This is a genomic window from Providencia sp. PROV114 (assembly GCF_032704305.1).
Lineage (GTDB): Bacteria > Pseudomonadota > Gammaproteobacteria > Enterobacterales > Enterobacteriaceae > Providencia > Providencia rettgeri.
The window spans coordinates 4,527,825-4,553,711 of sequence record NZ_CP120528.1 but is presented as its reverse complement, the minus strand read 5'-3'; the positions used below and the strand labels follow the sequence as shown (position 1 = coordinate 4,553,711).

Sequence of the window (25,887 nt, the reverse complement as noted above, 5' to 3'; positions counted from 1 at the left end):
GGTCGGAGTCCGTATAATCTTCCTCCCTGTGTACAGTACAGATGTGATTTTTACACGAAACTGAGGTAAACTTGTTGGGCTATATCGCTTTATTTTAACGTTAATGTTAGGTGGGGCGGGGCAAAAAACAGGTTTTCAGCCAGTATGCGAATGTAATCATTCGTCGGCTGTCACAACATATGTCGGCAAACCGGTCAGCCAGGCTATAAATAAAAGTGGTTTGATTGCGTCATTTCATTGACGTGACCCCCTATGTTTTATTACAATCCTGCCTCTTTCTATATTGTTGCGATAGAGGCACAGGTGTAAATCAGTTTCCACTGGTTGCCAACGCGTTTACTGAATCAGTAATAAATTTAAAAGTTAGGTAGAAATCGTTATGAAACGCACTTTTCAACCGTCCGTACTGAAGCGCAACCGTTCACACGGTTTCCGTGCTCGTATGGCCACTAAAAATGGTCGTCAGGTTCTGGCTCGCCGTCGTGCTAAAGGCCGCGCTCGTCTGACCGTTTCATCTAAGTAATAAAGCTAGCCCTCTATTCAAGTGGTTACGCTCGCTTTTACCCGGGAGTTACGTTTGTTAACTCCCAGGCATTTCGATAATGTCTTTAAGCAGCCGCAGAGGGCGAGTTCCCCAGAGATAACAATCCTTGGTCGCCTAAACGAGCTGGGGCATCCCCGCATCGGTCTTACCATCGCCAAAAAAAATGTTAAACGAGCTCATGAGCGAAATCGTATTAAACGGTTAGCGCGTGAATATTTTCGTCTGCATCAACATGAGTTGCCTTCAATGGACTTTGTGGTATTGGTAAGGAAAGGGGTCGCTAATCTCGACAATCAACAGATCACGGAAGCATTGGATAAGTTATGGCGTCGTCACCGTCGCTTGGCTCAAAAATCCTGATCATGCTGATCAGAGGCTACCAACTGGCAATTAGCCCGTTGTTAGGGCCTCGTTGTCGCTTCAATCCTACTTGTTCAAATTACGGAATTGAGGCATTGCGCAGGTTTGGTATGCTAAAAGGGAGTTGGTTAACGGCGAAACGCGTATTAAAATGCCACCCTTTACACGCTGGTGGAGATGATCCTGTCCCACCTAGAAAAACTGATGATAATAGAGAATTATAACGATGGATTCGCAACGCAATCTTCTACTCATCGCTTTGTTGTTCGTGTCGTTCTTAGTTTGGCAGGCCTGGGAGAGCGATAAAGTTGCTCAGGACGTTAAAACTGTTCAAACTTCGCAACAAGCGGATATGCCAAGCAGTGATGCTCAAGCCGTAACTGGCAGTGGGCAAGGTAAGCTCATCACAGTCAAAACTGATGTACTGGATATTCGCATCAATACTCGTGGTGGTGATATCGATGAGGCTGACCTGTTAGCCTATCCTGCGACCCTTCATTCGGAAAGCCCTTTCCGTTTACTGGAAACTAATCCAGGCTTTGTCTACCAGGCACAGAGTGGTTTGATTGGTCTTCATGGTCCAGACAACCCAGCAAATAATAATGGCGAACGTCCGCTGTATAGCGCAGATTCTACAACTTTCACATTAGAGAAAGGCCAAGACGTCTTGCGCGTACCAATGACATTTACTGATAATAACGGTGTTATATATCAGAAAACGTACATTGTTAAACGTGGCCAATATACTGTTGAAGTTGAATACAGTATTCAAAACCCAACCGCTCAACCACTGAGTCTCGCTTTCTTCGGTCAGTTAAAACAAACTATCGAGTTACCTAAAGAGCGTGACACTGGCAGCAGCAATTTTGCTCTGCATACCTATCGTGGTGCGGCGTATTCTTCTGATGAAAACAACTATAAAAAATATAGCTTTGGCGACATCGAAGATAAAAACCTCGACTTAACCACCAAAGGTGGCTGGGTAGCGATGTTGCAACAGTATTTTGCAACCGCGTGGATCCCGGCAAGTGCTGAAAAGAGTACTTTCTACACCATTGACCTTGATAAAAAATCTGCCATCATTGGTTATAAGAGTGAACCAATGACTATCGCAGCTAATGGCGCTGGTACTTATTCATCAACGTTATGGGTTGGTCCTGAAATTCAGTCTGAAATGGCTGCAGTTGCACCACATTTAGACTTAACCGTTGATTATGGTTGGTTATGGTTTATCTCTCAGCCACTGTTTAAACTGCTGAAATTCATTCACGGTTTTGTGGGTAACTGGGGTATTGCTATCATCGTTATCACCTTTATCGTTCGTGGTATTATGTACCCACTGACTAAAGCACAGTACACCTCGATGGCGAAAATGCGTTTACTGCAACCTAAACTGGCTGCAATGCGTGAGCGTATTGGTGATGATAAACAACGTATGAGCCAAGAAATGATGGCGATGTATAAAGCAGAAAAAGTAAACCCACTGGGTGGTTGTTTACCTCTGCTGATTCAAATGCCTATCTTCCTTGCACTTTACTATATGTTGATGGGTTCTGTTGAACTGCGTCACGCACCATTCTTTGGTTGGATTCAAGACTTGTCTGCACAAGACCCGTACTACATTCTGCCAGTATTGATGGGTGTGACGATGTTTGTGATTCAGAAAATGTCACCAACCGCTGTGACTGACCCAATGCAGCAGAAGATTATGACGTACATGCCAGTCGTGTTCACCATCTTCTTCCTGTGGTTCCCATCAGGTCTGGTTCTGTATTATATCGTGAGTAACTTAGTCACCATCATCCAGCAACAAGTGATTTACCGTGGTCTGGAAAAACGTGGTCTGCACAGTCGCGATAAAAAAGAGAAAAAATAGTCTCGCTTCTCAGTAAACTGAGAATGGCTTCACAAAGCGGGATTCTATAGTAGTATTAAGGCGACCAAACACGGTCGCCTTTATTCTTTTCAAAAAACAGTTTTTAAGTCAAAACAGAGAAACATCATGCAAATCAACGATACTATCGTCGCACAGGCAACACCTCCCGGTCGTGGTGGTGTCGGTATTTTACGTGTATCTGGCCCGAAAGCGGCGCAGATTGCCGAAATCGTGTTGGGAAAACTCCCTAAACCACGTTATGCGGATTACCTGCCATTTCGTGATGAGGATGGCTCTGTTCTTGACCAAGGTATTGCGCTTTACTTCCCTGGGCCAAATTCATTTACGGGTGAAGATGTGCTTGAATTACAAGGACACGGCGGGCCAGTTATTCTTGATTTATTGCTCAGAAGAATACTAACGATTGATGGTATTCGCATTGCGAATCCTGGTGAATTTTCTGAGCGAGCATTTTTAAACGATAAGCTCGATTTAGCCCAAGCGGAAGCAATTGCCGATTTGATTGACGCGAGTTCTGAACAAGCGGCGCGTTCAGCGATGAATTCGTTACAGGGCGCATTTTCTTCTCATATTCACCAATTGGTGGAAGCACTCACTCACTTGCGCATCTATGTGGAAGCAGCTATCGATTTCCCAGATGAAGAAATTGACTTCCTGTCTGACGGTAAAATTGAAGCTAAACTCAACGAAGTGGTGGCAGATTTAGAACAAGTTCGCTCCCAAGCGCGCCAAGGTAGTTTATTGCGTGAAGGAATGAAAGTGGTAATTGCAGGGCGCCCAAATGCAGGAAAATCGAGCTTGCTAAATGCATTGGCGGGGCGTGAGGCTGCGATTGTCACGGATATTGCGGGAACGACGCGTGATGTATTACGTGAACATATTCATATTGATGGTATGCCATTGCATATCATTGATACTGCAGGCCTGCGCGAAGCCAGTGATGAAGTTGAGCGAATTGGTATCGAACGAGCTTGGAAAGAAATTGAACAAGCGGACCATGTGCTGTTTATGGTTGATAGCACTACAACTAATGCCACGGAACCACAAGAAATTTGGCCTGAATTTATGGCGCGCTTACCTGATGAACTTCCGGTCACCGTAATTCGTAACAAAGCCGATATGACAGGCGAACCAGTTGAGTTTATTGATAATACTCGTTATCCGTTAATTCGTTTGTCTGCACGCGAAGAAAAAGGCATTGATTTGTTGCGCGATCACCTAAAAGAAACCATTGGCTTTAATAGCAATACTGAGGGTGGTTTCCTTGCTCGTAGTCGCCATTTACAAGCATTGAATGCGGCAGCTGTTCACCTAGAACAGGGCTATGACCAGTTAGTGAACGCTCGCTCCGGTGAGTTATTAGCGGAAGAATTACGTTTAGCTCAGCAAGAACTCAGCGAAATCACTGGTGAGTTCACTTCTGATGATTTATTAGGCCGTATTTTCTCAAGTTTTTGTATTGGGAAGTGATGCGGTATCGCCTAAAACCTACACGTCATACCGTGTAGGTTTGTTTTATCGGTAGTCCCCGCGTTTTTCCTGCCTTAATTCGCTATTAAGCTATTCTGACTTCTCTTAATCTAAAATGATTATCTTCAGTTGGAAAGTTAATCCCTTACCCGACTCCCGTGCGTAAACACCGTCGCTTTACCTTGACGACAAAAGCCGACTAAGGTCAAATTGGCTTTTTCTGCGACTTCAATAGCGAGTGCAGTGGCGGCGGAAACAGCAAATAGAATTTCTGCACCACAGCTAGCGGCTTTTTGTACCATTTCATAGCTAGCACGGCTAGAAACCAGTACTGCGCCTTGTTGCCATTGGTTACGATGTTTCATACCTAAAAGTTTATCCAGAGCCACATGACGGCCGACATCTTCACATCCACCGACTAATTGCCCTTCTGGTGAAATCCATGCGGCCGCATGGGTACAACCTGTCAGTGCACCAATTTCTTGCACTTTTTTCAATTCATGTAATGCATTATCGAGATGCGAGAGAGAGAAGGTTTGGGTGAAAGGTAGTGGGGCGATCGGTTTGAAAATTTCATCGAGTTGCTCAGTGCCACAAATACCACAGCCTGTACGCCCTGCTAAATTACGGCGACGTTCTTTGAGTTCCATAAACCGACGGCTAGATAATTCAACATGCACTTCAATTCCGCGGTTGCAGCCTTCCACGATATCAATTCCACGAATTTCATCATCTGACTGTATTATCCCTTCAGAAAGTGCGAAGCCGACTGCAAAATCCTCAAGATCTTTTGGCGTTGCCATCATTACCACATGGGATATGCCATTGAAGACTAAAGCGACAGGAGATTCTTCTGCTACATAGTCATTTACGAGTAAATTCAGGTTGCCTTTTTGTTGCACGGTTGTGTGATTTAAGCCAATCATTTTGGTTAATTTGGAGTCATTTGTAGTATTTGTTTCATACATTAGATGAATTCCTAGCATTAATGATACATAATATTAATTATGGGTAAAAAGAATTTACACCATTTGCCGGGCAATGAACCTGGGACGTAAGGAAGACGTTGAATAAAAACAGTTTACCTGATTATCGCGATTGGCGTTAGGTAAACATGAGCAATGTAAATGAGGAGATCCCCATGCAAGTCAGCAGAAGGCAGTTCTTTAAGATCTGCGCTGGCGGTATGGCAGGTACGACGGCAGCGGCCTTGGGTTTTGCACCCGCCACCGCGTTAGCGTCAACGCGCCAGTATAAATTACTGCGTGCGAAAGAGACCAGAAATACCTGTACCTACTGTTCTGTCGGCTGTGGGCTGTTAATGTACAGCCTCGGTGATGGCGCGAAAAATGCAAAAGAGAGCATTTTCCATATTGAAGGGGACCCGGATCATCCGGTAAACCGTGGTGCACTTTGTCCGAAAGGTGCTGGACTTATCGATTTCATCCACAGTGAAAGCCGCTTGAAGTATCCTGAAGTGCGTGAGCCGGGTACTAATGAGTGGAAACGTATCACGTGGAACGAAGCATTTGACCGTATCGCTAAGTTAATGAAAGAAGACCGCGATGCGAACTTTATTGAGAAAAATAAAGACGGTGTCACGGTAAATCGTTGGCTGACCACCGGTATGCTATGCGCATCGGCGGGGAGTAACGAAAGCGGATTTGTAACGCAAAAATTCACCCGCGCTCTCGGCATGCTTGCCGTTGATAACCAAGCGCGTGTCTGACACGGACCAACGGTAGCAAGTCTTGCTCCAACATTTGGTCGCGGTGCGATGACCAACCACTGGGTTGACATTAAAAATGCAAACCTAGTTGTCGTTATGGGTGGAAATGCAGCAGAAGCGCATCCAGTCGGTTTCCGCTGGGCGATGGAAGCTAAAATCCATAATAAAGCCAAACTTATTGTTATTGACCCACGCTTTACCCGTACTGCGGCAGTGGCGGATTTTTACACGCCTATCCGTTCGGGTACAGATATCGCGTTCTTATCAGGTGTTATCAAATACTTACTGGATAATGAAAAAATTCAGCGTGAATACGTGGAAGCGTATACCAACGCCAGTTTAGTTATTCGTGAAGATTATGGTTTTGATGACGGCCTGTTTACAGGTTATGACGAAGAAAAACGTCAATATGATAAAACCACGTGGAACTATGAGATGGATGAAAACGGCCTTGCGCTGCGCGATCCGACTCTGAAACACCCACGTTGTGTGTTAAATCTATTAAAAGAACACGTCAGCCGTTATACACCTGAAGTGGTGAATAACATCTGTGGTACGCCAATTAAAGATTTCTTGCAAGTCTGTGAATACCTTGCAGAAACGAGTGCTAAAGATAAAACAGCATCGTTCTTATATGCATTAGGTTGGACTCAACATACCGTGGGTGCGCAAAATATTCGTACCATGGCGATGATCCAATTACTGCTGGGTAATATGGGGATGTTAGGCGGTGGTGTAAACGCACTGCGTGGTCACTCTAATATCCAAGGTCTAACTGACTTAGGTTTGCTATCTCAGAGCTTACCGGGTTATTTAACCTTACCATCAGACAAACAAACCACATTAGAAAGTTACTTAGCTGCAAACACGCCAAAAGCAACGGTTGAAGGTCAAGTTAACTATTGGGGTAACTACCCGAAATTCTTTGTTAGTTTGATGAAGACTTTCTACGGAGATAAAGCGCAGAAAGAAAATAATTGGGGCTTTGATTTATTACCGAAATGGGATCAAGGCTATGATGTGCTGCGTTATTTCGAAATGATGGATAAAGGGGAAGTTAACGGCTATATCTGCCAAGGCTTTAACCCATTAGCATCATTCCCGAATAAAAACAAAGTCGTTAAGTCGCTGTCAAAACTGAAATTTTTGATTACCGTTGACCCACTGAATACGGAAACCTCGAATTTCTGGCAAAACCACGGCGAAATGAATGATGTGAATCCGGAAGAAATCCAAACTACGGTATTCCGCCTGCCATCTTGCTGTTTTGCTGAAGAAAATGGTTCGATTGTTAACTCAGCGCGTTGGTTACAATGGCACTGGAAAGGTGCGGATGCCCCAGGTGAAGCGATCAGTGATGGTGAAATTCTGTCTGGTATTTTCCATCGTCTACGCCAACTGTATGCCTCTGAAGGTGGTGCAGTACCTGAACAAGTTCTAAGTATGACTTGGAATTACTTCGACCGTGATAACCCAACGCCAGAAGAAGTCGCTCAAGAAAACAATGGTTATGCTTTAGTTGACTTAAAAGATGCGGATGGCAACGTTATTGCGAAAAAAGGTGAGCTGTTGAGTTCGTTTGCCCAATTGCGTGATGATGGTACTACTGCAAGTGGTTGCTGGATTTTCACCGGTAGTTGGACGCCGAAAGGTAACCAAATGGCTAACCGTGATAACTCTGACCCAACGGGTCTAGGTAACACATTAGGTTGGGCATGGGCGTGGCCTCTAAACCGTCGTGTGATTTATAACCGTGCATCGGCAGACCCAATGGGTAAACCGTGGGATCCGAAACGCCAAATCCTCGAGTGGAACGGTAGCAAATGGATAGGAATGGATATTCCTGACTATAGCAATGCTGCGCCGGGAAGTGGTGTTGGTCCATTTATCATGCAGCCAGAAGGAATGGGACGTCTATTCGCACTGGATAAAATGGCTGAAGGCCCATTCCCAGAGCACTACGAACCAATTGAAACGCCGCTGGATACTAACCCATTGCATCCAAAAGTCGTATCAAACCCTGCTGCTCGTGTGTTTAAAGATGACTGGGCACAAATGGGTAAAGCGACAGAATTCCCTTATGTGGGAACGACTTATCGTTTGACTGAGCATTTCCACTATTGGACAAAGCATGCCTTGTTAAATGCCATCATTCAGCCACAACAGTTCATAGAAATTGGTGAACGTCTGGCGAATGAAAAAGGTATCAAACAAGGTGATACGGTGAAAGTCAGCTCTAAACGCGGTTATATCAAAGCAAAAGCGGTGGTCACCAAACGTATTCATACGCTGAAAGTGGCGGGTAAAGATATTGATACTATCGGTATCCCTATTCACTGGGGCTTTGAAGGCTTGGCTGTGAAAGGCTTTATTGCTAACACGTTAACGCCGTATGTGGGTGATGCGAATACTCAGACACCGGAATTTAAATCGTTCCTTGTCAATGTGGAAAAGGTGTAAGGAGATAAATTATGTCAATGCAATCTCAGGACATTATTCGTCGCTCTGCCACCAATTCCCTGACTCCCGCGCCTCAGGTGCGGGACTATAAGGAAGAAGTTGCAAAGCTTATCGATGTGACGACCTGTATCGGCTGTAAAGCTTGTCAGGTCGCGTGTTCCGAATGGAACGATATCCGTGACAAAATCGGGACGAACGTTGGGGTATATGATAACCCAACAGATTTAACCGCTAAATCATGGACGGTAATGCGCTTCTCTGAAGTGGAAGAGAACGATAAATTTGAATGGCTGATCCGTAAAGATGGTTGTATGCACTGTGCTGACCCAGGCTGTCTGAAGGCGTGCCCTTCGGAAGGCGCGATAGTACAGTACAAAAACGGTATCGTTGATTTCCAATCAGAACATTGTATTGGTTGTGGTTATTGTATTGCGGGTTGTCCGTTTGATGTACCGCGCATCAACCCAGAAGATAACCGTGCATACAAATGTACGCTGTGTGTTGACCGTGTTGAAGTCGGTCAAGAGCCTGCGTGTGTGAAAACGTGTCCAACCGGCGCTATCCACTTCGGTAGCAAAGAAGACATGATTAACATGGCTGGTGAGCGTGTTGAAGAGCTGAAAACTCGTGGTTATGCAAACGCAGGTTTATATGACCCTGAGGGGGTTGGTGGTACGCACGTGATGTACGTTTTACACCATGCAGATAAACCGCAGTTGTATCACGGATTGCCGGAAAACCCGACAATCAGCCCTACAGTCACTTTCTGGAAAGGTATCTGGAAGCCGTTAGCAGCGGTTGGTTTTGCTGCAACATTTGCGGCGGCCATCTTCCACTATGTGGGTATTGGTCCGAACCGCGTCTCCAAAAAAGATGAAGAAGAAGCTTTAGAAGATATGCATAATGCAATGTCCTCTGACACTTCGAAATCAAAAGAAGGGGAGGATCAGAAATGATGCCAGATGATAACGACAAAATCATCCGCCATAAACCGATTGAAAGGATCAATCACTGGGCGGTTGTGATTTGCTTTTTGTTCACCGCAATCAGTGGGTTAGGGTTCTTTTTCCCTTCACTAAACTGGTTTATGAACATTTTAGGCACACCACAGCTGTCGCGAATTTTGCATCCATTTGTGGGTACGGCGATGTTCTTGCTGTTCGTATTTATGTTCTTCCGCTATTTCCACCATAACTTCATTAATAAAGAAGATATCAAGTGGGCAAAAAATATCGGTAAAGTACTGAAAAACGAAGAAGCAGGTGATGTAGGTCAATATAACCTCGGCCAAAAAGGGGTGTATTGGGTAGTCACTATCTGCTTATTAGCGCTGGTGGTCACGGGTGTGATCATGTGGCGTCCTTATTTCGCCGATTACTTCCCAATCCCTGTTTATCGTGCAGCTATTCTTATTCACTCGCTCTCTGCGATTGCGCTGATCATCATGATTGTGGTTCACGCTTATGCTGCGATTTGGGTGAAAGGTTCAGTGCGTGCGATGGTTGAAGGTTGGGTGACTCGTGGTTGGGCTAGAAAGCACCATCCATTGTGGTACCGTCAGCTTTTGGAAAAAGAAAAACAGCAAAAACAGCAACAAGAGAAAAACTAAGTTTTATTATTGTTGTTATCAAACCCACAAATGACTAATGTTATTTGTGGGTTTTTTATATCTAAAAAACATAAACATTCAATTTATTTGAAAGAAAGAAAATTAGATATATTTATTTGATGACCTGTTTACGATTTATTATCATTATAGTTAATCAAAATAAGATTAATACAAAATACACATCAAATAAAGATGCTCTTATTTCGCGTATAATTTACATTGGTTTTTAAACCAAGAATAAACAAATAAATATTTATTTGTTTTATTTTTATGTAAAAAAAAGATGATAATTCTTTAATTTGTTGATAATAAATAATTTTTATAATTGTTATTTCTTTGTGAATAGCTATTGAATATTGATATTAGATCAATAAATAGCTATCTTAAATGAACATTGTTGATTAATTCGATATTTTGTTTCTAATTGCAAGTTTAAGTTGAATTAATATGCTGGCGTTGGAGTGTTTTAAGAATGATATGGTTTACATATATTAATAGAATTAATTACTGGACATTGGTGATATTATTTAATAAAAATAGTCATGTAGTTAGTAATAAATATAAAAACCATCATATATATAAATATCTTTTTAACGCAGCTAAATAATTGAACCGTCATACATTCCTTTTACGACAGCTAAATAAAGAGGTAACACATGGATCTTCCTTTACAAGGTATTAAAGTACTGGATTTCACCGGTGTACAATCAGGGCCATCTTGTACTCAAATGTTAGCGTGGTTCGGCGCGGATGTTATTAAGATTGAACGTCCGGGAGTTGGAGATGTCACGCGCAATCAATTAAGGGATATCCCTGATGTGGATGCGCTGTATTTCACAATGCTTAATAGTAATAAGCGCTCAGTAGAATTAAATACCAAAACACCAGAAGGTAAAGAGGTGATGGAGCGGCTGATTAAGCAAGCCGACGTCCTCGTTGAGAACTTCCATCCAGGTGCAATTGACCATATGGGTTTCACTTGGGAACACATTCAAGAATTAAATCCTCGTTTGATTTTTGGTTCAATTAAAGGTTTTGATGAAGACTCACCTTATGCAGATGTTAAGGCCTATGAGAACGTTGCCCAAGCTGCTGGTGGAGCTGCCTCCACGACAGGTTTTTGGGATGGCCCACCATTAGTGAGTGCCGCAGCGTTAGGTGATAGCAATACGGGTATGCACTTGCTCATAGGCTTACTTGCAGCGCTATTACACCGCGAAAAAACAGGCAAAGGTCAGCGAGTGACTATGTCGATGCAAGACGCTGTACTCAACTTGTGCCGAGTCAAACTTCGTGACCAGCAACGATTAGAGAAAATTGGCTACCTTGAAGAATACCCGCAATATCCAAATGGTACGTTTGGTGATGCTGTTCCTCGTGGTGGTAATGCTGGCGGCGGCGGCCAGCCAGGTTGGATTTTAAAATGTAAAGGCTGGGAAACTGACCCAAATGCTTATATTTATTTTACTATCCAAGAACAGGACTGGGAGCAAACCTGTGTCGCTATTGGTAAGCCTGAATGGGCAACTGACCCTGCTTACAATACACCAAAGGCTCGTCAACCTCATATCTTTGATATTTTTGCTGAAATTGAAAAATTCTTAGCAGATAAAGATAAACATGAAGCGGTCGAATATTTGAGTAAATACGGTGTACCTTGCGCCCCTGTACTCAGTATGCGTGAAATTGCACGAGACCAATCGCTGCGTAAGAGTGGAAGTATTGTTGAAGTTGAACAACCAAAACGCGGGACTTACTTGACGGTGGGTTGCCCGATGAAATTCTCCTCATTTACACCTGATATCAAAAGCGCGCCATTGTTGGGTGAGCACACAGATCAAGTCCTAACTGAATTAGGCTATAGCGCAGATGAAATTGCAGCTATGCGCGCGAACAAAGCGATCTAATTTTAAAAATTGGGAGTGACTTATCACTCCCTTTAATCTTTTAATCAGTTAATTATGAGGTAGACATGTCTGCTGATCAAACCCAAAACCTGACTGATGGTATGCATATTATTGTCGATGCGCTTAAAAAAAATGGCATTGATACAATCTACGGTGTTGTTGGAATTCCAGTGACTGACATGGCAAGGCATGCACAAGCTGAAGGTATTCGCTATATTGGATTTCGCCATGAACAATCCGCGGGTAATGCGGCTGCAATTAGTGGTTTTATCACCCAAAAACCGGGTATCTGCTTAACGGTTTCGGCGCCAGGTTTTTTAAATGGCATGGTGGCGCTGGCTAATGCAACCACCAACGGTTTTCCAATGATTCAAATCAGTGGTTCGAGCGACAGAGCAATAATTGATTTGCAGCAGGGTGATTACGAAGAATTAGACCAAATGAACACGGCAAAACCCTTTGTAAAAGCGTCTTATCGTGTGAATAAACCCGAAGACCTTGGTATCGCACTCGCGCGAGCAATCCGCGCTTCGGTATCAGGCCGTCCAGGTGGAGTTTATCTTGATTTAACAACGGAAGTGTTGTCTGCCGTGATGGATAAAGACGCGGCGGATAAAACCATTTTTACAGTCGAAGACCCTGCGCCAAGACAAATTCCATCACCCGATTCAGTGAATAAAGCCCTTAAGCTGCTCGCCTCAGCTAAGCGGCCATTAATTATTTTGGGTAAAGGCGCCGCTTATGCTCAAGCGGATGACAATATTCGTCAATTTATTGAAACGACGGGTATCCCTTATTTACCGATGTCAATGGCAAAAGGGCTGTTACCAGATACGCATCCTCAGTCAGCGGCATCTGCTCGTTCATATGCCTTATCCAGTGCGGATGTTGTGGTGTTAATGGGAGCTCGCCTTAATTGGTTACTTGATCATGGTAAAGGTAAGCACTGGTCACCAGAAACTCAATTCATTCAGTTAGATATTGAACCTTCTGAAATTGATAGTAACCGCCCAATAACCGCACCTGTTGTTGGTGATATTTACTCAAGTATCGAGTCTTTATTGGCAGGGCTTAAATCAATCCCTGTTAAATCTCCAACGGAATGGCTTGCTAGTATTGATGAGCACAAGAAAATTAATGTCGAGAAAATGGCAGTTAAGTTAAACACTGACACTTCTCCTATGAATTACTTTAACGCCTTACGTGCAATCCGTGATGTGCTGGTCGATCACCAAGATGTTTATGTCGTCAATGAAGGTGCTAACACGCTTGATAACGGACGAAATATTATTGATATGTACCAACCACGTAAACGCTTAGATTGTGGAACTTGGGGCGTGATGGGCGTTGGAATGGGCTATGCAGTTGGTGCTGCTGTAACCAGTGGTAAGCCTGTTGTAGCGATTGAAGGCGATAGTGCATTCGGCTTTAGTGGTATGGAAATTGAAACGATTTGTCGTTACAAATTGCCTGTCACCATTTTGATTTTCAATAATGGTGGGATTTACCGTGGTGATGGCGTAAATCTCCATGGTGACCAAGACCCTTCCCCTACAGTTTTAATGGGTGGAGCGCGTTATGACAAAATGATCGAGGCTTTTGGTGGCATTGGTTATCAAGCAACAACGCCAGCAGAGATACAGGAAGCCTTGAAGGCAGGTTTAACATCGGGTCATCCAACCTTGATAAATGTCGTTATTGACCCTGCTGTTGGAACGGAAAGTGGCCATATTGGTAATTTAAATCCGAAGTCTGTAGTGAAGAATTAACGCAGCATCACGTTAACTAACAAAGATTACCTTACGCGGCTCATATTGATGAGCTGCGTACGGGGTCTTATTGCCAAATAGGTGGGTCTTATGGCTGATTTTATGTATAAGATTTTTATGAGCGACCTATTACCTATCATTATTATTATGGTACTAGGTTATGTGAGTGGTAAACGAAATGTGTTTACCAGTGACCAAGCGAAAGCATTTAATAAGTTGGTATTAAATTACGCATTACCTGCTGCATTATTTGTGTCTATCGCGCGTGCTAATCGAGAAATGATATTTGCAGACGCTAAATTGACTATTATTTCATTTGTGGTCTTGCTCGTTTGTTTCTTTTTCTCTTTCTTTAGCTGTAAATATATTTTTAAACATAGTCGTGGCGAAGCTGCGGTATGTGCATTAATTGCAGGTTCTCCGACAATTGGTTTCTTAGGGTTTGCGGTTCTAGACCCTATTTATGGTGAAACCGTTTCAACGGGGTTAGTTGTTGCCATTATATCCATCATCGTTAATGCCATTACAATCCCTATCGGCTTGTTCTTGCTGAACCCATCTGATGCAGAAGGGAAAAAAGGCGGTGGCGGTATGGATGCATTAATCTCAGCCTTTAAAGAACCTGTCGTATGGGCTCCGGTACTCGCGACTGCTTTGGTACTGGTTGGTGTGAAAATTCCAACGGTTTGGGACCCGACATTTGATTTAATTGCGAAAGCAAACTCCGGTGTTGCGGTATTTGCTGCGGGCCTGACATTAGCCGCGAATAAGTTCGAGTTCGATGGTGAGATTGTCTATAACACGTTATTAAAGCTAGTGTTAATGCCAGGGTTAATGTTACTGGCAGGTATGATGTTTAATATGGGGACAGAGCAACTGCAAATGATGGTATTAGCCGGGGCGTTGCCACCTGCTTTCTCTGGAATAATTATTGCGAGTCGCTTTAATCTGTATACCCGGACAGGAACAGCATCGCTGGCGGTGAGTGTGCTTGGTTTTATCATCGCAGCTCCAGCGTGGATCTATATCTCTCGACTTGTTTCATAGAAAGAATAAATAGGTCAAAATGAGTTGCCATGGCGTGAGAAATGACGCCATGGCAGTTTTGTAAAAAGGTGAATTATGACTTCTTCAAAACCGCTTGATGGGATACGTGTTCTTGATTTTACTGGAGTCCAGTCAGGCCCATCTTGTACACAAATGCTTGCTTGGTTCGGTGCTGATGTAATCAAAATTGAACGTCCAGGGGTTGGGGATGTAACTCGTAATCAATTACGAGATATCCCTGATGTCGATGCGTTATATTTTACGATGTTAAATAGTAATAAACGCTCTTTAGAGCTTAATACCAAAACCCCAGAGGGAAAAGCCGTGATGGAGAAATTAATACGTCAGTCTGATGTATTAGTTGAAAATTTTCATCCGGGGGCTATCGACCATATGGGGTTTACGTGGGAGTACATCCAAGAACTTAATCCTCGGTTAATTTTTGGCTCGATTAAAGGGTTTAATGAAAATTCGCCCTATGCGAATGTTAAAGCCTATGAAAATGTTGCTCAATCTGCAGGAGGATCAGCATCAACGACAGGTTTTCCTGATGGCCCTCCGACGGTAAGCGCTGCGGCATTAGGGGACAGTAACACGGGGATGCATTTATTGATAGGCATACTGACGGCATTATTACACCGAGAAAAAACAGGTAAAGGGCAACGTGTTACGATGTCGATGCAAGATGCGGTGCTTAATTTATGTCGTGTGAAATTACGTGATCAACAACGTTTAGAAAAACTCGGTTTCTTAGAGGAGTATCCTCAATATCCCAATGGAACATTTGGTGATGCAGTTCCCCGTGGGGGAAATGCGAGTGGGGGTGGCCAGCCGGGCACGATGCTCAAATGTAAAGGCAGTGATGTTGATCCAAATGCCTATATTTATTTTATTAATCAAGATCATAATTGGGAAAATACCTGTGATGCAATCGGGCGCCCAGAATGGAAAACTGACCCTGCTTTTGCTACTACACAGGCACGTGCAAGCCATATCCAAGATGTATGGGATGCAATCGAAGAAATCGCCAAAGACAAAGATAAACACGCACTAACCGATTATTTTGATCAGTTTGATGTGCCATGTTCTGCAGTATTAAGTATGAAAGAAATTATGGAAGACCCTTCTTTGCGTCGTAGTGGTTCGATTGTTGAGGTTCAACAACCAAAACGAGGCTCATATTTAACGGTGGGTTGCCCAATGAAGTTTTCAGCGTTTATTCCTGAAATTAAAAGTGCTCCATTGTTAGGGGAACATAATAACGAAGTGTTAAAAGAGCTTGGTTATAGTGATGAACAAATTATGGAAATGAAAAAAAATAATGTTATTTAATTAATAACATTAAATTCGCTCTTAATATGACTCTCTAAAAAAGAAAATTAATATTAGCGGCTATATTTAGATACTCGATGCATTCAAATATAGCCGCTACACTCAAGCTATTATTACCTAAATTATTTGGAATTATAGAAATGTTCTTCCTATTTAATATTTATTTTTATTAATAGCAAAAAATTATTTATTTACTAATAAATTCTTTGAATAAGGATTATTGTATGAGTATTGCTGAAATAAAAAAAAGTAGTAAGGTGGCAGCCGTTGATTTTATTCCTGCATGGGGAGATTTAAATGGAAATATTCAACGTTTAGTTGAAGCGGCAGAAAAAGTGGCCGCTCAAGGGGTAAATTATGCCGTATTTCCAGAAACGGCTGTGAGTGGTTATTTATTTTCGGACTCTACAGAATTAGCACCTTATTTAGATACTATTCCTGGCAAAACGACCGCTGCAATACTGCCTGTATTGGCTCGAACAGGAATGTATATGAGTGTGGGTATTGCGGAGCGGGATAGCGAAACTGGGCTGGCTTATAATTCAGCCGTTTTGATGGGGCCGGAAGGCATTATTGGTAAATATCGTAAAATAGGCCTAAATTCTCAAGATCAAAAAGTATTTGCTCCAGGTAATACTGGCGTCAAAACCTTTGAAACACCAATTGGCCGTATTGCATTACTGATTTGTTATGATGATACCTACTGGCAATATGTACGTTTAGCCGCATTAGAAGGGGCACAAATCATTGGTTGGCATTCAGTATCCGACCGTATGATGCCTAACGCGAGTCCTGCTGAAATGCTTGGGGATCACTCAACCGTTGCGCATGTACAGCATATGAGTGCTTTCAATGGTGTTTGGGTAATTTGTGCAACACGCAGTGGAATTGAAACTAACCCAATTACCAAAGGGCAGCTCTATTATAATGGTGGTTCGAGCGTATGGGCGCCATCAGGACATAAAGTGGCTCAATCTCCAGTGCTTAGCCCATTAGAGTTAGAACCGGGGTTAAATGGCATATACAGTGCGATGATTGACTTAGATGAAGCGGATAAACAGCGCGATGCATTACTGGCGAAGCGTCGGCCTGAATTATATTTCCCAATGCTTGCTTTTCATCGTAGCCCGACAGATATCAATGCCACATCAACAATAACGCAAACAACGCTGATTGCGGCGCAGTGGGAAAAATCAGTTTCTAAGCTAGACTCAATCCAAGTGGGAGAAAATGAGCTGCTGGTTCTTCCTGAGCTTTCTGCGCTACCTTATACCAACGATCCCAACATTATTTTGTCTTATGCCGAACAACAAGGGGGCATTTTTGAGCAAACATTGAGTAAGGCGGCTCAAAAGGGGAAAGGGTATATTGTTGGAAGCTACCCTGAAATTGAAACGGATAGATTGTTCCATACGGTGGTGCTTGCAGGGCCATTAGGGGAAATATTAGCGCGCTATCGCGTTACACATCTTAATGAGCGAGATAGTGGCTGGGCAACAGCGGGTAGTTCTGTGAGTGTGACAGCAACGCCAATTGGGCGTATTGCACTGGCGGCTGCACATGAATTAGATGTTCCTGAATTAGGGGGGTTATACAGTACGTTACGCGCTGATATCCTTGCTGCGCCAGCCGGTATCCCGAGTGATTTAAAAGTAGAAATTGATAGCCATCTTTTTTCGGTTGAAGAGCCGCCGACAGGACGTGCCGATTTTATCCCTTATGCCATCGCGACATTAAACCAATTATGGGTGGTTTGTGGAGGACGAAACGAACGTGATTCTACGTCAGCGGCTATTTATGGACCAGAGCCTGTCGTGCTTACTCCAACCTTAACAGCACAACGAGGGGCTGAAGATGTGCGTTTGCAAGCTCAGGTACCTGCTCCTTTTACGTGGATTAACCAAGAACGGTTGGTGAGTGGTCAGCAAGCTATTTGGTTTCCCCCGTTAACACAGTAATGTTTATATTTTCCCGTTGTTGTTAGAGAAATAGCAACGGGATCTTATCATGAATAAAAGCCCTATTAATGGCTTCAATAATTAGATTATTAATATGCTGACTTTTCGACAGTTTGGTAGTCAAAAAACGTGGATTAAAACACTTCATTTTTTAGGGATTGTGGCCTCGTTGGTTTTAATAGCGAGTATTTCTATTGAAACCTTTAATCATGACCCCTTTCTCAAGCGGTCAATTTACTTTGATATTCAATTTTGGATCTGTATTTATTTTACATGTGATTTTTTTATTTTTTTATTTATTTCAAAAAATAAAAAAAAGTTTGTCAAAAAATACGCGATTATCGTTTTGTTATCTGTTCCGTATTTAACCATATTGGATTACACATCGATAAAATTTACTGAGGAGCAAATTTATCTTATTCGGTTTATCCCCTTATTTCGTGGTGGTGCAGCGTTTGTCATGCTTATGATGATGGTTGTAAAACGAAATACGACAGCATTATTTTTATCTTATATGATTTTGTTATTTTCAACGGTTTATTTTATTAGCTTAATTTTTTACATTTTCGAAAGGGGTCTTAATGTTGATGTTAAAACGTATGGGGATGCCATTTGGTGGGCGGCAATGACTGTCACCACATTGGGTTCAAATATTATCCCTGTGACGAGTGCTGGCAAAGTCATTACCACTATTCTAGCGGCTACCGGTATGACGGTTTTTCCTATTTTTACGGTATACATCACCTCGATTATTAGTCGACTAAGTCAGTCAGAAAAAGAATCATCAAGACAGGTAAGTAAACTATGATTTCCTCTCCAAAAGTTCCTTTTATGCAGCTACCCACTATCGCATTTTTATTAGCTATTGCGTCAGGAATGCTCGATGGATATGCCTTTTTTACGACTAAATCATTCGCTACTTTTCAGTCAGGCAATATTATTATGTTAGGCTATGAGTTTGCTAAGCACGGCCTAACCGCAGTGTTGCCTTATATTATTTCTATTATTTCCTTTGGTGCGGGAGCAATGCTGTTGGCATGGATCCGTTATCGCTATAATACTGATGAAAAAACTTGGACATTTACGTTATTGTCACTGGAAATTGTCCTTTTATTATTACTTATTATTTATATTTTTTTATTTAACGTACAGTCAAATGGGTTTCATGCTGTTTGGGCTCTTTCTTTTATTGCGGGAATGCAAGGTAATGCGTTTCATAAGATTAATGGCATGCTATATGGCAATATTGCGGTTACTTTGAATGTGCAACTTGGCTTTAGTTCATTGGCAGAATCTATTGCATTTAAAGGCCAAGAAAGAAAAAGTGCATTATATAAAAGTTATTGTTATTTTCTGACGCTATTGGGTTTTGCTGGCGGGGCTTTCATGATGGTGTTATTAGCTGATTTTGCAAAGGAATACGCTTTATTTGCTACATTAATCCCATTGTGTTTGATATTTTTCTTTGGACATCAGTTTTCGAAAGAAAATAAAGGAATGCCAATAGATTCAAACTAGTTTGAGTGAAAGAGGCGGGGGAAGCCCCGCCTACTAAGATGTTGTTACAAGGCGTGCTGGTGGTTAAGCGCTTCAACCGTTTTTTGGGCACCGTTATCACGTAGTGAAAGGTAGAATGCAGTCACCTTTTCAGTAAACAACGAATTATTAACGAGTTCTTTGGTAAACAAACTGTTGAGAGAAAGCAGTGCATGAACACGACTTTCATCATCAGTGCTGTTTGCAACTAGTTCAGCCAATTTTACAGCCTGTGGGTCGCTGACTTGAATTTCTGCACCATGATCATCTTTTCCGCTGACATAACGCATCCATCCTGCAACCGCTAAGGCTAAATAATCAAATGATCGGCCGTTTTTAAGATGAATTTGGATAGAGTCGAGTAAACGTTGAGATAATTTCAACGTTCCATCCATCGCGATTTGCCAAGTTCGATGTTTCAACCCCGTATTTTTGAAACGCTCAATCAGGGCATTAGCATAGGCGGGTAAATCCACATTTTTGATGGATAACGTTGGCGCTTGCTCATTGACCATCAAGTGATAAGCCGCTTTTTCATAAGCGCTATCCTGCATGCACTCATTAATGTATTGATAACCAGCCAAATAACCTAAATATGCAAGGAAAGAGTGGCTACCATTTAACATGCGCAGTTTCATTTCTTCAAATGGAATGACATCTGTCACTAATTGAGCGCCCGCTTTTTCCCACTCAGGACGACCCGCGACAAAATTATCTTCAATCACCCACTGGCGAAATGGCTCACAGGCAATGGCGACGTTATCGACGATAGGGCCCAGTTGAGATTGAATTTTCTCTGCAGTATCTGGTGTCATGGCAGGTACAATTCTATCCACCATGGTAGATGGAAAAGTGACGTTGGCTTCAATCCAATTGGCCAGTGCGATATCCTGTTTTGCGGCCATCGCTAAAATGACATTTTTCGTGATATGGCCATTTTCAGGCATATTATCACAGGACATGACTGTAAATGGTGCAATACCCAGTGCTTTACGGCGTTTTAACGCTTCAACAATCAGGCCCGGCAATGATTTTGGAGCATTTGGTGAGGCTAAATCATGTGCGATAGCGGGGTTAGCAAAATCAATCGAGCCTGTCGCGGGTACATAGCAATAACCTTTTTCAGTAACAGTCATGGAAACGATGGCAATGTTAGGGTCTAACATGCGATTGATAACAGCATCAATTCCGTGAATGGTTGGGTGTAATGCTTCTTTTACCACCCCCACCGTACGGGTTTGCCAATTATCGCCTTGCATTTCAACTACGTTATAAAGGCAATCTTGAGCGAGTAAATCTTCAATTTGTTGCTCGCCACCGACTAAATTGACTTCACAAAAACCCCAATTACTCTGCTGTTCTGTAGCTAAAATATCCGCAAAGATGGCTTGGTGGGCGCGATGGAACGCGCCGAAACCTAAGTGAAGCATTTTTACCTTTATCTGCTCCCTATCATAGCTTGGTACTTTGATATTCGCAGGTAATTGGTTTAGGTTATTGGTTGACAGTTGCATATTTCACTTTACCTTTTTGTTGTTCAGCCTCTTCAACAGCATCCAACGTACTGGTTAAATCACGATCTTTCACTTCAGGCATGATGATGGCGCTGATTAATGAAATGGCAGAGTAAATGATGATCATGATGGCAATTGGCCACCAGCTTCCGGTGACACTACAGAAAATACCTGCTAGAACTGGGCCTAAGCCAGAGGCAATTAAGCCACCAATTTCTTTGGCCACAGCCATACCGGTGAAGCGATTACGTGAGTTGAACATTTCAGCCATCGTAATATTTTCTAAGGCAAATAATCCGAGTACTGAACAGTTATGAACGATAATAATACAGATGGTAATTAAGCTAACACTGTTCGCACCATCGACGATGACAGATAACATCGGATAGGCGAGCAACATGGCAGATAAGCTAAGAATAATATAAGGAATACGACGACCAAATTTATCGGATATCAGACCAATCACAGGAATAGTTAGGAAACCGACAACGGAGCTGATCATGATCGCATCAGTTGGAATACTCTTATCAAACAACAGGCTTTGAACCAAATATCCTGCTAAGAAAGTTTGAATTAACCCAGAGTTACCTGCTTGACCGAAACGAATGCCAGTCGCTAACCAAAATGCTTTAGATTTAAACATGGCAAAGAAACTTTCTTTCGGTGGTGTTTGTACTGCAACTTTGGCTTCTTGTTCTTCCGTATTTTGCACTTTCTCAAATACAGGGCTTTCTTTCAGATTCAGTCGTAACCATACTGCAAACAGCATTACCACGAAGCTTGCCAAGAAAGGTACACGCCAGCCCCAAGCCAGTAAGTCTGACTTATCTAACCAGAAGAACATGACAGCCCAAATTGCAGTTGCGCTTAATGTGCCACAGTTTGTTCCCAGACCCACTAATGAGGCCACAATACCACGACGGCCTTTTGGTGCATATTCTGCTAGCATGGTACCTGCACCCGAAATTTCAGCGCCTGCCCCTAAGCCTTGAATAATTCGCAAGAGAACTAATAACAGCGGTGCGAGGATACCTACCTGTGCGTAGGTTGGTAATACCCCGATTAATGTAGTACACACCCCCATCATGGTGATGGTGATAAAGAGTACTTTTTTACGGCCGATTCGGTCGCCCATTTGACCAAAGAAAATCGCACCAACAATACGTGCGACATATCCGGCACCGTAAGTTCCCATCGCAAGAATTAATGCCATTGAAGCGGATTGTTCAGGGAAAAATATTTCATGGAAAACAAGTGCTGCACCTAACGAGTAAAGCTGGAAATCCATAAACTCTAGAGCGGTTCCTAGCCAGCCAGAAACTGCAGCTTTGGTTAGATCGCCAGAACTGCGTTCCACTTTCCCTGATGGGTCAATTGACTGAGTATTCATATTATTATCCTATTAATCACGTAGGGTAGTATCCAAATCGGATTTAGTTTTTTTAATTAAATTAAAAGGTTAAAAGAATTTTACAGCAGGTTTTCTGGTCTTTTTCAAAGGTTAAGATTGCCTCTTGCGCTTCAGTGAATGGGAACTGATGCGTCAAGATTTTCGTTGGGTCAATTTTTTTAGATTCTATCCAGCTAATCACCTCAGGGAATTTTTTGGCATTCAAACGTGAAGAAAACAATGAAATCTCTTTGCTGGTGATACTTTGCTGTGTAACGGCACTTGCTTCACTTGAAAAGCCCATAATAGAAACTCTTGCTGCGGGAGAAGCAATCAAGACGGCTTCTTGTAAGATAGCGGGATGGCAAGCTGCATCAAGTACTAACGTTGGGCGAAGACCCAGTGTTTTGAGTTGATCTGGTAGTGGGGTTTGTGAGTTATCAATGACAATATCAGCACCACAATCTTTTGCTCTAGCTAAACGCTCAGCCACGCGGTCAACCATGATCAAGGTTTTGACTTGATAAACCCCTTTGAGAACCTGTGCGCAGGTTAACCCAATCGTACCCGCACCATAGACTAATGCGATGTCATCTTGAGTTGGATGAACATGCGAAGTCACGTTGGCGGCAATAGAGTATGGCTCAACGGTAACGGCACACTCATCGCTGATTGAATCAGGAATAGTATAAGCATTAGCCGCAGGGACATTGACATATTCAGTGAACCCGCCATCAGTATGAACACCCAATACTTCTAGTGTTTCACACACATTTGGTTTACCAATTGAGCATGGGTAACAATGACCACAGCTAAGGACAGGGTCGATAGAGACTCGTTCACCAATGCGTTTGCTATCTATGCCTGAACCCACTTTTTCAATGACACCGAAAAACTCATGGCCAATCACACGTGGATATTTTGCAAATGGGTTATGGCCACGGTAGATATGGCTGTCAGAACCACAAATACCAGCTAAGCGAACTTTTATTTGTACTTGGTTTTCAGCCGGTTCAGGAACTGAACGTTCTTCAATCAATAATGTATTGGGTTCTTTGATTACTACCGATTTTACAGCTTTCATATTTGACTCCGAATAAAATAAAAATTACCAGTTCCACAACGTGCCGTCTTCGAGACGAGCGACTGGAAGATAAGCTGGGTTGTACGGGTATTTCGCTGCCAGTTTTTCATCAAAATCGATACCTAAACCGGGCTTATCACTTGGGTGCATATAACCATCGTTGAACGTCCAGTTAGTCGTAAATACGGACAACATTTCTTCTGAATAGCCCATAAACTCTTGAACGCCGAAATTGGGTACCCAAAGGTCAAAGTGTAAGGCGGCAGCATGGCAAATTGGGGATAGGTCAGATGGACCATGAGAACCGGTTCTGACTTGGTAAAGCGATGCAAAGTCCGCAATTCGGCGCATGCCTGTAATACCTCCGGCATGGGTAATTGTGGTGCGGATATAATCGATGAGTTGCTCTTCAATCAGTTGTTTACAATCCCAAATGCTATTAAAAACTTCACCTACGGCGATTGGGGTGACGGTATGTTGACGAATTAATCTAAAACAAGCTTGGTTTTCTGCTGGTGTTGGGTCTTCCATCCAAAATAATCGATAATCTTCAATACTTTTACCGAAGCGAGCCGCTTCAATAGGGGTCAAGCGATGGTGCATATCGTGTAGAAGGTGTTCATTAAATCCGTATTTGTCCCGAACGGCTTCAAACAGTTTGGGCATAAAATCCAGATATTTTTCGGTTGACCAAAGTTGTTCTTCGGGGTGATGGCCTTTTGTGGCAGGTTCATAAGCAAGGTTTTTTCCTTTACTCTGTCCATAGGTAGTTGCCATTCCTGGAATGCCACACTGCACACGGATCGCTTTAAAACCTTTTTCTTTATATTTTGCGTAGTTATCTAGTGTTTCAGCAATATCGGTACCCGTGGTGTGGCAATAAACCATCACTCCTTCACGAGAAGCGCCACCGAGTAACTGATAGACCGGAAGGTTGGCAATTTTGCCTTTAATATCCCACAGTGCCATATCAATCGCAGAAATGGCGGACATCGTAACTGGGCCTCTACGCCAGTAAGCTCCCTTATAGAAGAACTGATAAATATCTTCAATTTTATGTGGGTCACGGCCTATTAGCTGAGGACAGAGGTGATCTTGAAGATAGGATGCTACAGAGAGCTCCCTCCCGTTAAGGGTGGCATCACCTAATCCATATACGCCTTCATCGGTTGTAATTTTTAATGTGACAAAATTACGACCGGGGCTACATACAAAGACTTCTGCTTTTATAATTTTCATTTTGGCCCAAATCCCTATTACTTGTTAACCAACTGATCAACCAAATTACCATGAAATACTCAAAGTGGTTTATTTATTGGTTGACCAAATTCTCTTTTTTTCACTCTATCAATCGGTAAATTAAAAAACAATGACTAAAAAGACGACAATAAGTGAATCTGATCACAAATTGGTTAACTAATTTTGCGGAAATAGTGGATAAATTGGTTGACCATTGTAATGAGGGACGATAATCTACAATGGAAGAACTAAATTTAATTCGACAACGCGTTGTACATATATATGAAAACTCAATACCGCTCGTACCAATACCTAGGTCAGCAGTTAAAAGAGCTCATTGCATCTGGTGAATATCCGATAGGAAGTCGTTTAATGCCAGAGCGTGAGATCGCTAAAAAATATGATGTTAGTCGCTCATTGGTACGTGAAGCACTCATCATGTTGGAAATTGAAAAATTGGTTTCTATCAAGAAAGGTTCTGGGGTTTATGTCATTAATCATCCAGACCTATTGATTGATGAAATTAAAAGTTTAGATCATGGCCCTTTTGAAATACTGCAAGCTCGCCAAGTGATTGAAAGTGCAATAGCTGCATGCGCTGCTTTGTCAGCAACAAAAGCCGATATCCAAGAGATCCGCGCATTATTAGAAGATGAGCGAATCAAAGTCGCGAATAATGAAAGTGACGATGCTAATGATCATAAGTTCCATGTGTTAATTGCTCGCGCAAGCAAGAATGACATGATGGCGAAGATTATTGATGATATCTGGGCTGTGCGGTTACAAAGCCCTATGTGGGATAAGCTTCACGAACATATTGACAACACGACTTACCGAAAAAAGTGGTTGGTTGATCATGAAAATATTTTAAATGCACTACAAAAACGTGATCCGGAGTTGGCTAAAAAAGAGATGTGGCAGCATTTAGAGAATGTCAAAAATACGCTAATGCAGCTTTCTGATTTTGATGACCCCAATTTTGATGGTTACCTATTTGAAACAATTCCTTATCAGACTATTTTTGAATAATCGAAGGAGAAGT

Annotated in this window: 21 protein-coding genes; 16 read left to right on the top strand and 5 right to left on the bottom strand. The window is 42.5% G+C overall.

The genetic code is table 11. The features are described from left to right. The first annotated feature begins 379 nt into the window (after positions 1-379). From rpmH to mnmE, 5 genes are all read left to right on the top strand, one after another. Positions 380-523, top strand: coding sequence for a 50S ribosomal protein L34 (rpmH, locus tag P3L37_RS20985; protein ID WP_004906236.1), 144 nt, complete (start codon positions 380-382; stop codon positions 521-523). A gap of 21 nt (positions 524-544) precedes the next feature. Continuing rightward, positions 545-904 (top strand): ribonuclease P protein component, encoded by a 360-nt coding sequence (rnpA, locus tag P3L37_RS20980; protein ID WP_004906229.1) that lies wholly within the window; start codon positions 545-547, stop codon positions 902-904. Continuing rightward, entirely contained in the window at positions 868-1,128 is a 261-nt protein-coding gene (gene yidD / locus P3L37_RS20975; RefSeq protein WP_036959180.1) for a membrane protein insertion efficiency factor YidD, read from the top strand. The genes rnpA and yidD overlap by 37 nt, the downstream gene beginning before the upstream one ends. Positions 1,129-1,130: 2 nt before the next feature. Further along, the gene (gene yidC, locus P3L37_RS20970) at positions 1,131-2,780 is read left to right on the top strand and encodes a membrane protein insertase YidC (protein WP_004906815.1); all 1,650 of its coding nucleotides are present in this window, start codon (positions 1,131-1,133) and stop codon (positions 2,778-2,780) included. 126 nt (positions 2,781-2,906) lie between these two features. Beyond that, positions 2,907-4,271, top strand: a complete 1,365-nt coding sequence (gene mnmE, locus P3L37_RS20965) for a tRNA uridine-5-carboxymethylaminomethyl(34) synthesis GTPase MnmE (protein WP_004906817.1) — start codon at positions 2,907-2,909, stop codon at positions 4,269-4,271. 137 nt (positions 4,272-4,408) lie between these two features. Here mnmE and fdhD read toward each other — a convergent pair whose 3' ends face one another. Then, positions 4,409-5,239: a formate dehydrogenase accessory sulfurtransferase FdhD gene (gene fdhD, locus P3L37_RS20960; RefSeq protein ID WP_109912542.1), complete on the bottom strand. Its 831-nt coding sequence runs from the start codon at positions 5,237-5,239 to the stop codon at positions 4,409-4,411. 173 nt (positions 5,240-5,412) lie between these two features. Between fdhD and fdnG the strand changes: the two genes are divergently transcribed. From fdnG to P3L37_RS20910, 10 genes are all read left to right on the top strand, one after another. Beyond that, positions 5,413-8,460, top strand: a complete 3,048-nt coding sequence (fdnG, locus tag P3L37_RS20955) for a formate dehydrogenase-N subunit alpha (RefSeq protein WP_109912541.1) — start codon at positions 5,413-5,415, stop codon at positions 8,458-8,460. An 11-nt stretch (positions 8,461-8,471) separates the two neighbouring features. Beyond that, positions 8,472-9,416: a formate dehydrogenase subunit beta gene (gene fdxH, locus P3L37_RS20950; RefSeq protein WP_110731529.1), complete on the top strand. Its 945-nt coding sequence runs from the start codon at positions 8,472-8,474 to the stop codon at positions 9,414-9,416. Further along, positions 9,413-10,069, top strand: a complete 657-nt coding sequence (gene fdoI / locus P3L37_RS20945; RefSeq protein WP_094961977.1) for a formate dehydrogenase cytochrome b556 subunit — start codon at positions 9,413-9,415, stop codon at positions 10,067-10,069. Before fdxH ends, fdoI begins: the two co-directional genes overlap by 4 nt. A gap of 656 nt (positions 10,070-10,725) precedes the next feature. Next, positions 10,726-11,976, top strand: a complete 1,251-nt coding sequence (frc, locus tag P3L37_RS20940; protein ID WP_004264573.1) for a formyl-CoA transferase — start codon at positions 10,726-10,728, stop codon at positions 11,974-11,976. A 65-nt stretch (positions 11,977-12,041) separates the two neighbouring features. Then, positions 12,042-13,745: an oxalyl-CoA decarboxylase gene (gene oxc, locus P3L37_RS20935; protein WP_004906831.1), complete on the top strand. Its 1,704-nt coding sequence runs from the start codon at positions 12,042-12,044 to the stop codon at positions 13,743-13,745. 102 nt (positions 13,746-13,847) lie between these two features. Further along, positions 13,848-14,792 carry a transporter YfdV gene (gene yfdV / locus P3L37_RS20930; protein ID WP_004906833.1) on the top strand — a complete coding sequence of 315 codons (945 nt, stop codon included), beginning with the start codon at positions 13,848-13,850 and terminating at the stop codon, positions 14,790-14,792. Between the two features lie 75 nt (positions 14,793-14,867). Continuing rightward, a complete protein-coding gene (gene frc, locus P3L37_RS20925; RefSeq protein ID WP_109912540.1) occupies positions 14,868-16,124 on the top strand; it encodes a formyl-CoA transferase in 1,257 nt (418 codons plus the stop codon). Between the two features lie 224 nt (positions 16,125-16,348). Then, on the top strand, positions 16,349-18,082 hold the full coding sequence (locus tag P3L37_RS20920) for a nitrilase-related carbon-nitrogen hydrolase (RefSeq protein WP_004906837.1): 1,734 nt from the start codon (positions 16,349-16,351) through the stop codon (positions 18,080-18,082). Positions 18,083-18,176: 94 nt separating this feature from the next. Continuing rightward, a complete protein-coding gene (locus tag P3L37_RS20915; RefSeq protein WP_204354432.1) occupies positions 18,177-18,890 on the top strand; it encodes a potassium channel family protein in 714 nt (237 codons plus the stop codon). Then, positions 18,887-19,600: a YoaK family protein gene (locus P3L37_RS20910; RefSeq protein WP_109912538.1), complete on the top strand. Its 714-nt coding sequence runs from the start codon at positions 18,887-18,889 to the stop codon at positions 19,598-19,600. Before P3L37_RS20915 ends, P3L37_RS20910 begins: the two co-directional genes overlap by 4 nt. A 44-nt stretch (positions 19,601-19,644) precedes the next feature. Here the strand turns inward: P3L37_RS20910 and P3L37_RS20905 are convergent, their stop codons facing one another. The 4 genes from P3L37_RS20905 to manD form a co-directional block, all read right to left on the bottom strand. Further along, positions 19,645-21,132 carry a mannitol dehydrogenase family protein gene (locus tag P3L37_RS20905; protein ID WP_115168225.1) on the bottom strand — a complete coding sequence of 496 codons (1,488 nt, stop codon included), beginning with the start codon at positions 21,130-21,132 and terminating at the stop codon, positions 19,645-19,647. After that, positions 21,113-22,522 (bottom strand): MFS transporter, encoded by a 1,410-nt coding sequence (locus P3L37_RS20900; RefSeq protein WP_004906844.1) that lies wholly within the window; start codon positions 22,520-22,522, stop codon positions 21,113-21,115. Before P3L37_RS20900 ends, P3L37_RS20905 begins: the two co-directional genes overlap by 20 nt. Before the next feature lie 61 nt (positions 22,523-22,583). Beyond that, complete coding sequence (locus P3L37_RS20895; protein WP_109912536.1) at positions 22,584-23,606, bottom strand: Zn-dependent oxidoreductase; 1,023 nt, start codon at positions 23,604-23,606, stop codon at positions 22,584-22,586. Between the two features lie 24 nt (positions 23,607-23,630). After that, entirely contained in the window at positions 23,631-24,845 is a 1,215-nt protein-coding gene (manD, locus tag P3L37_RS20890) for a D-mannonate dehydratase ManD (RefSeq protein ID WP_004906847.1), read from the bottom strand. 282 nt (positions 24,846-25,127) lie between these two features. Between manD and P3L37_RS20885 the strand changes: the two genes are divergently transcribed. Continuing rightward, a complete protein-coding gene (locus P3L37_RS20885) occupies positions 25,128-25,874 on the top strand; it encodes an FCD domain-containing protein (RefSeq protein WP_042851476.1) in 747 nt (248 codons plus the stop codon). Positions 25,875-25,887: the final 13 nt, after the last annotated feature.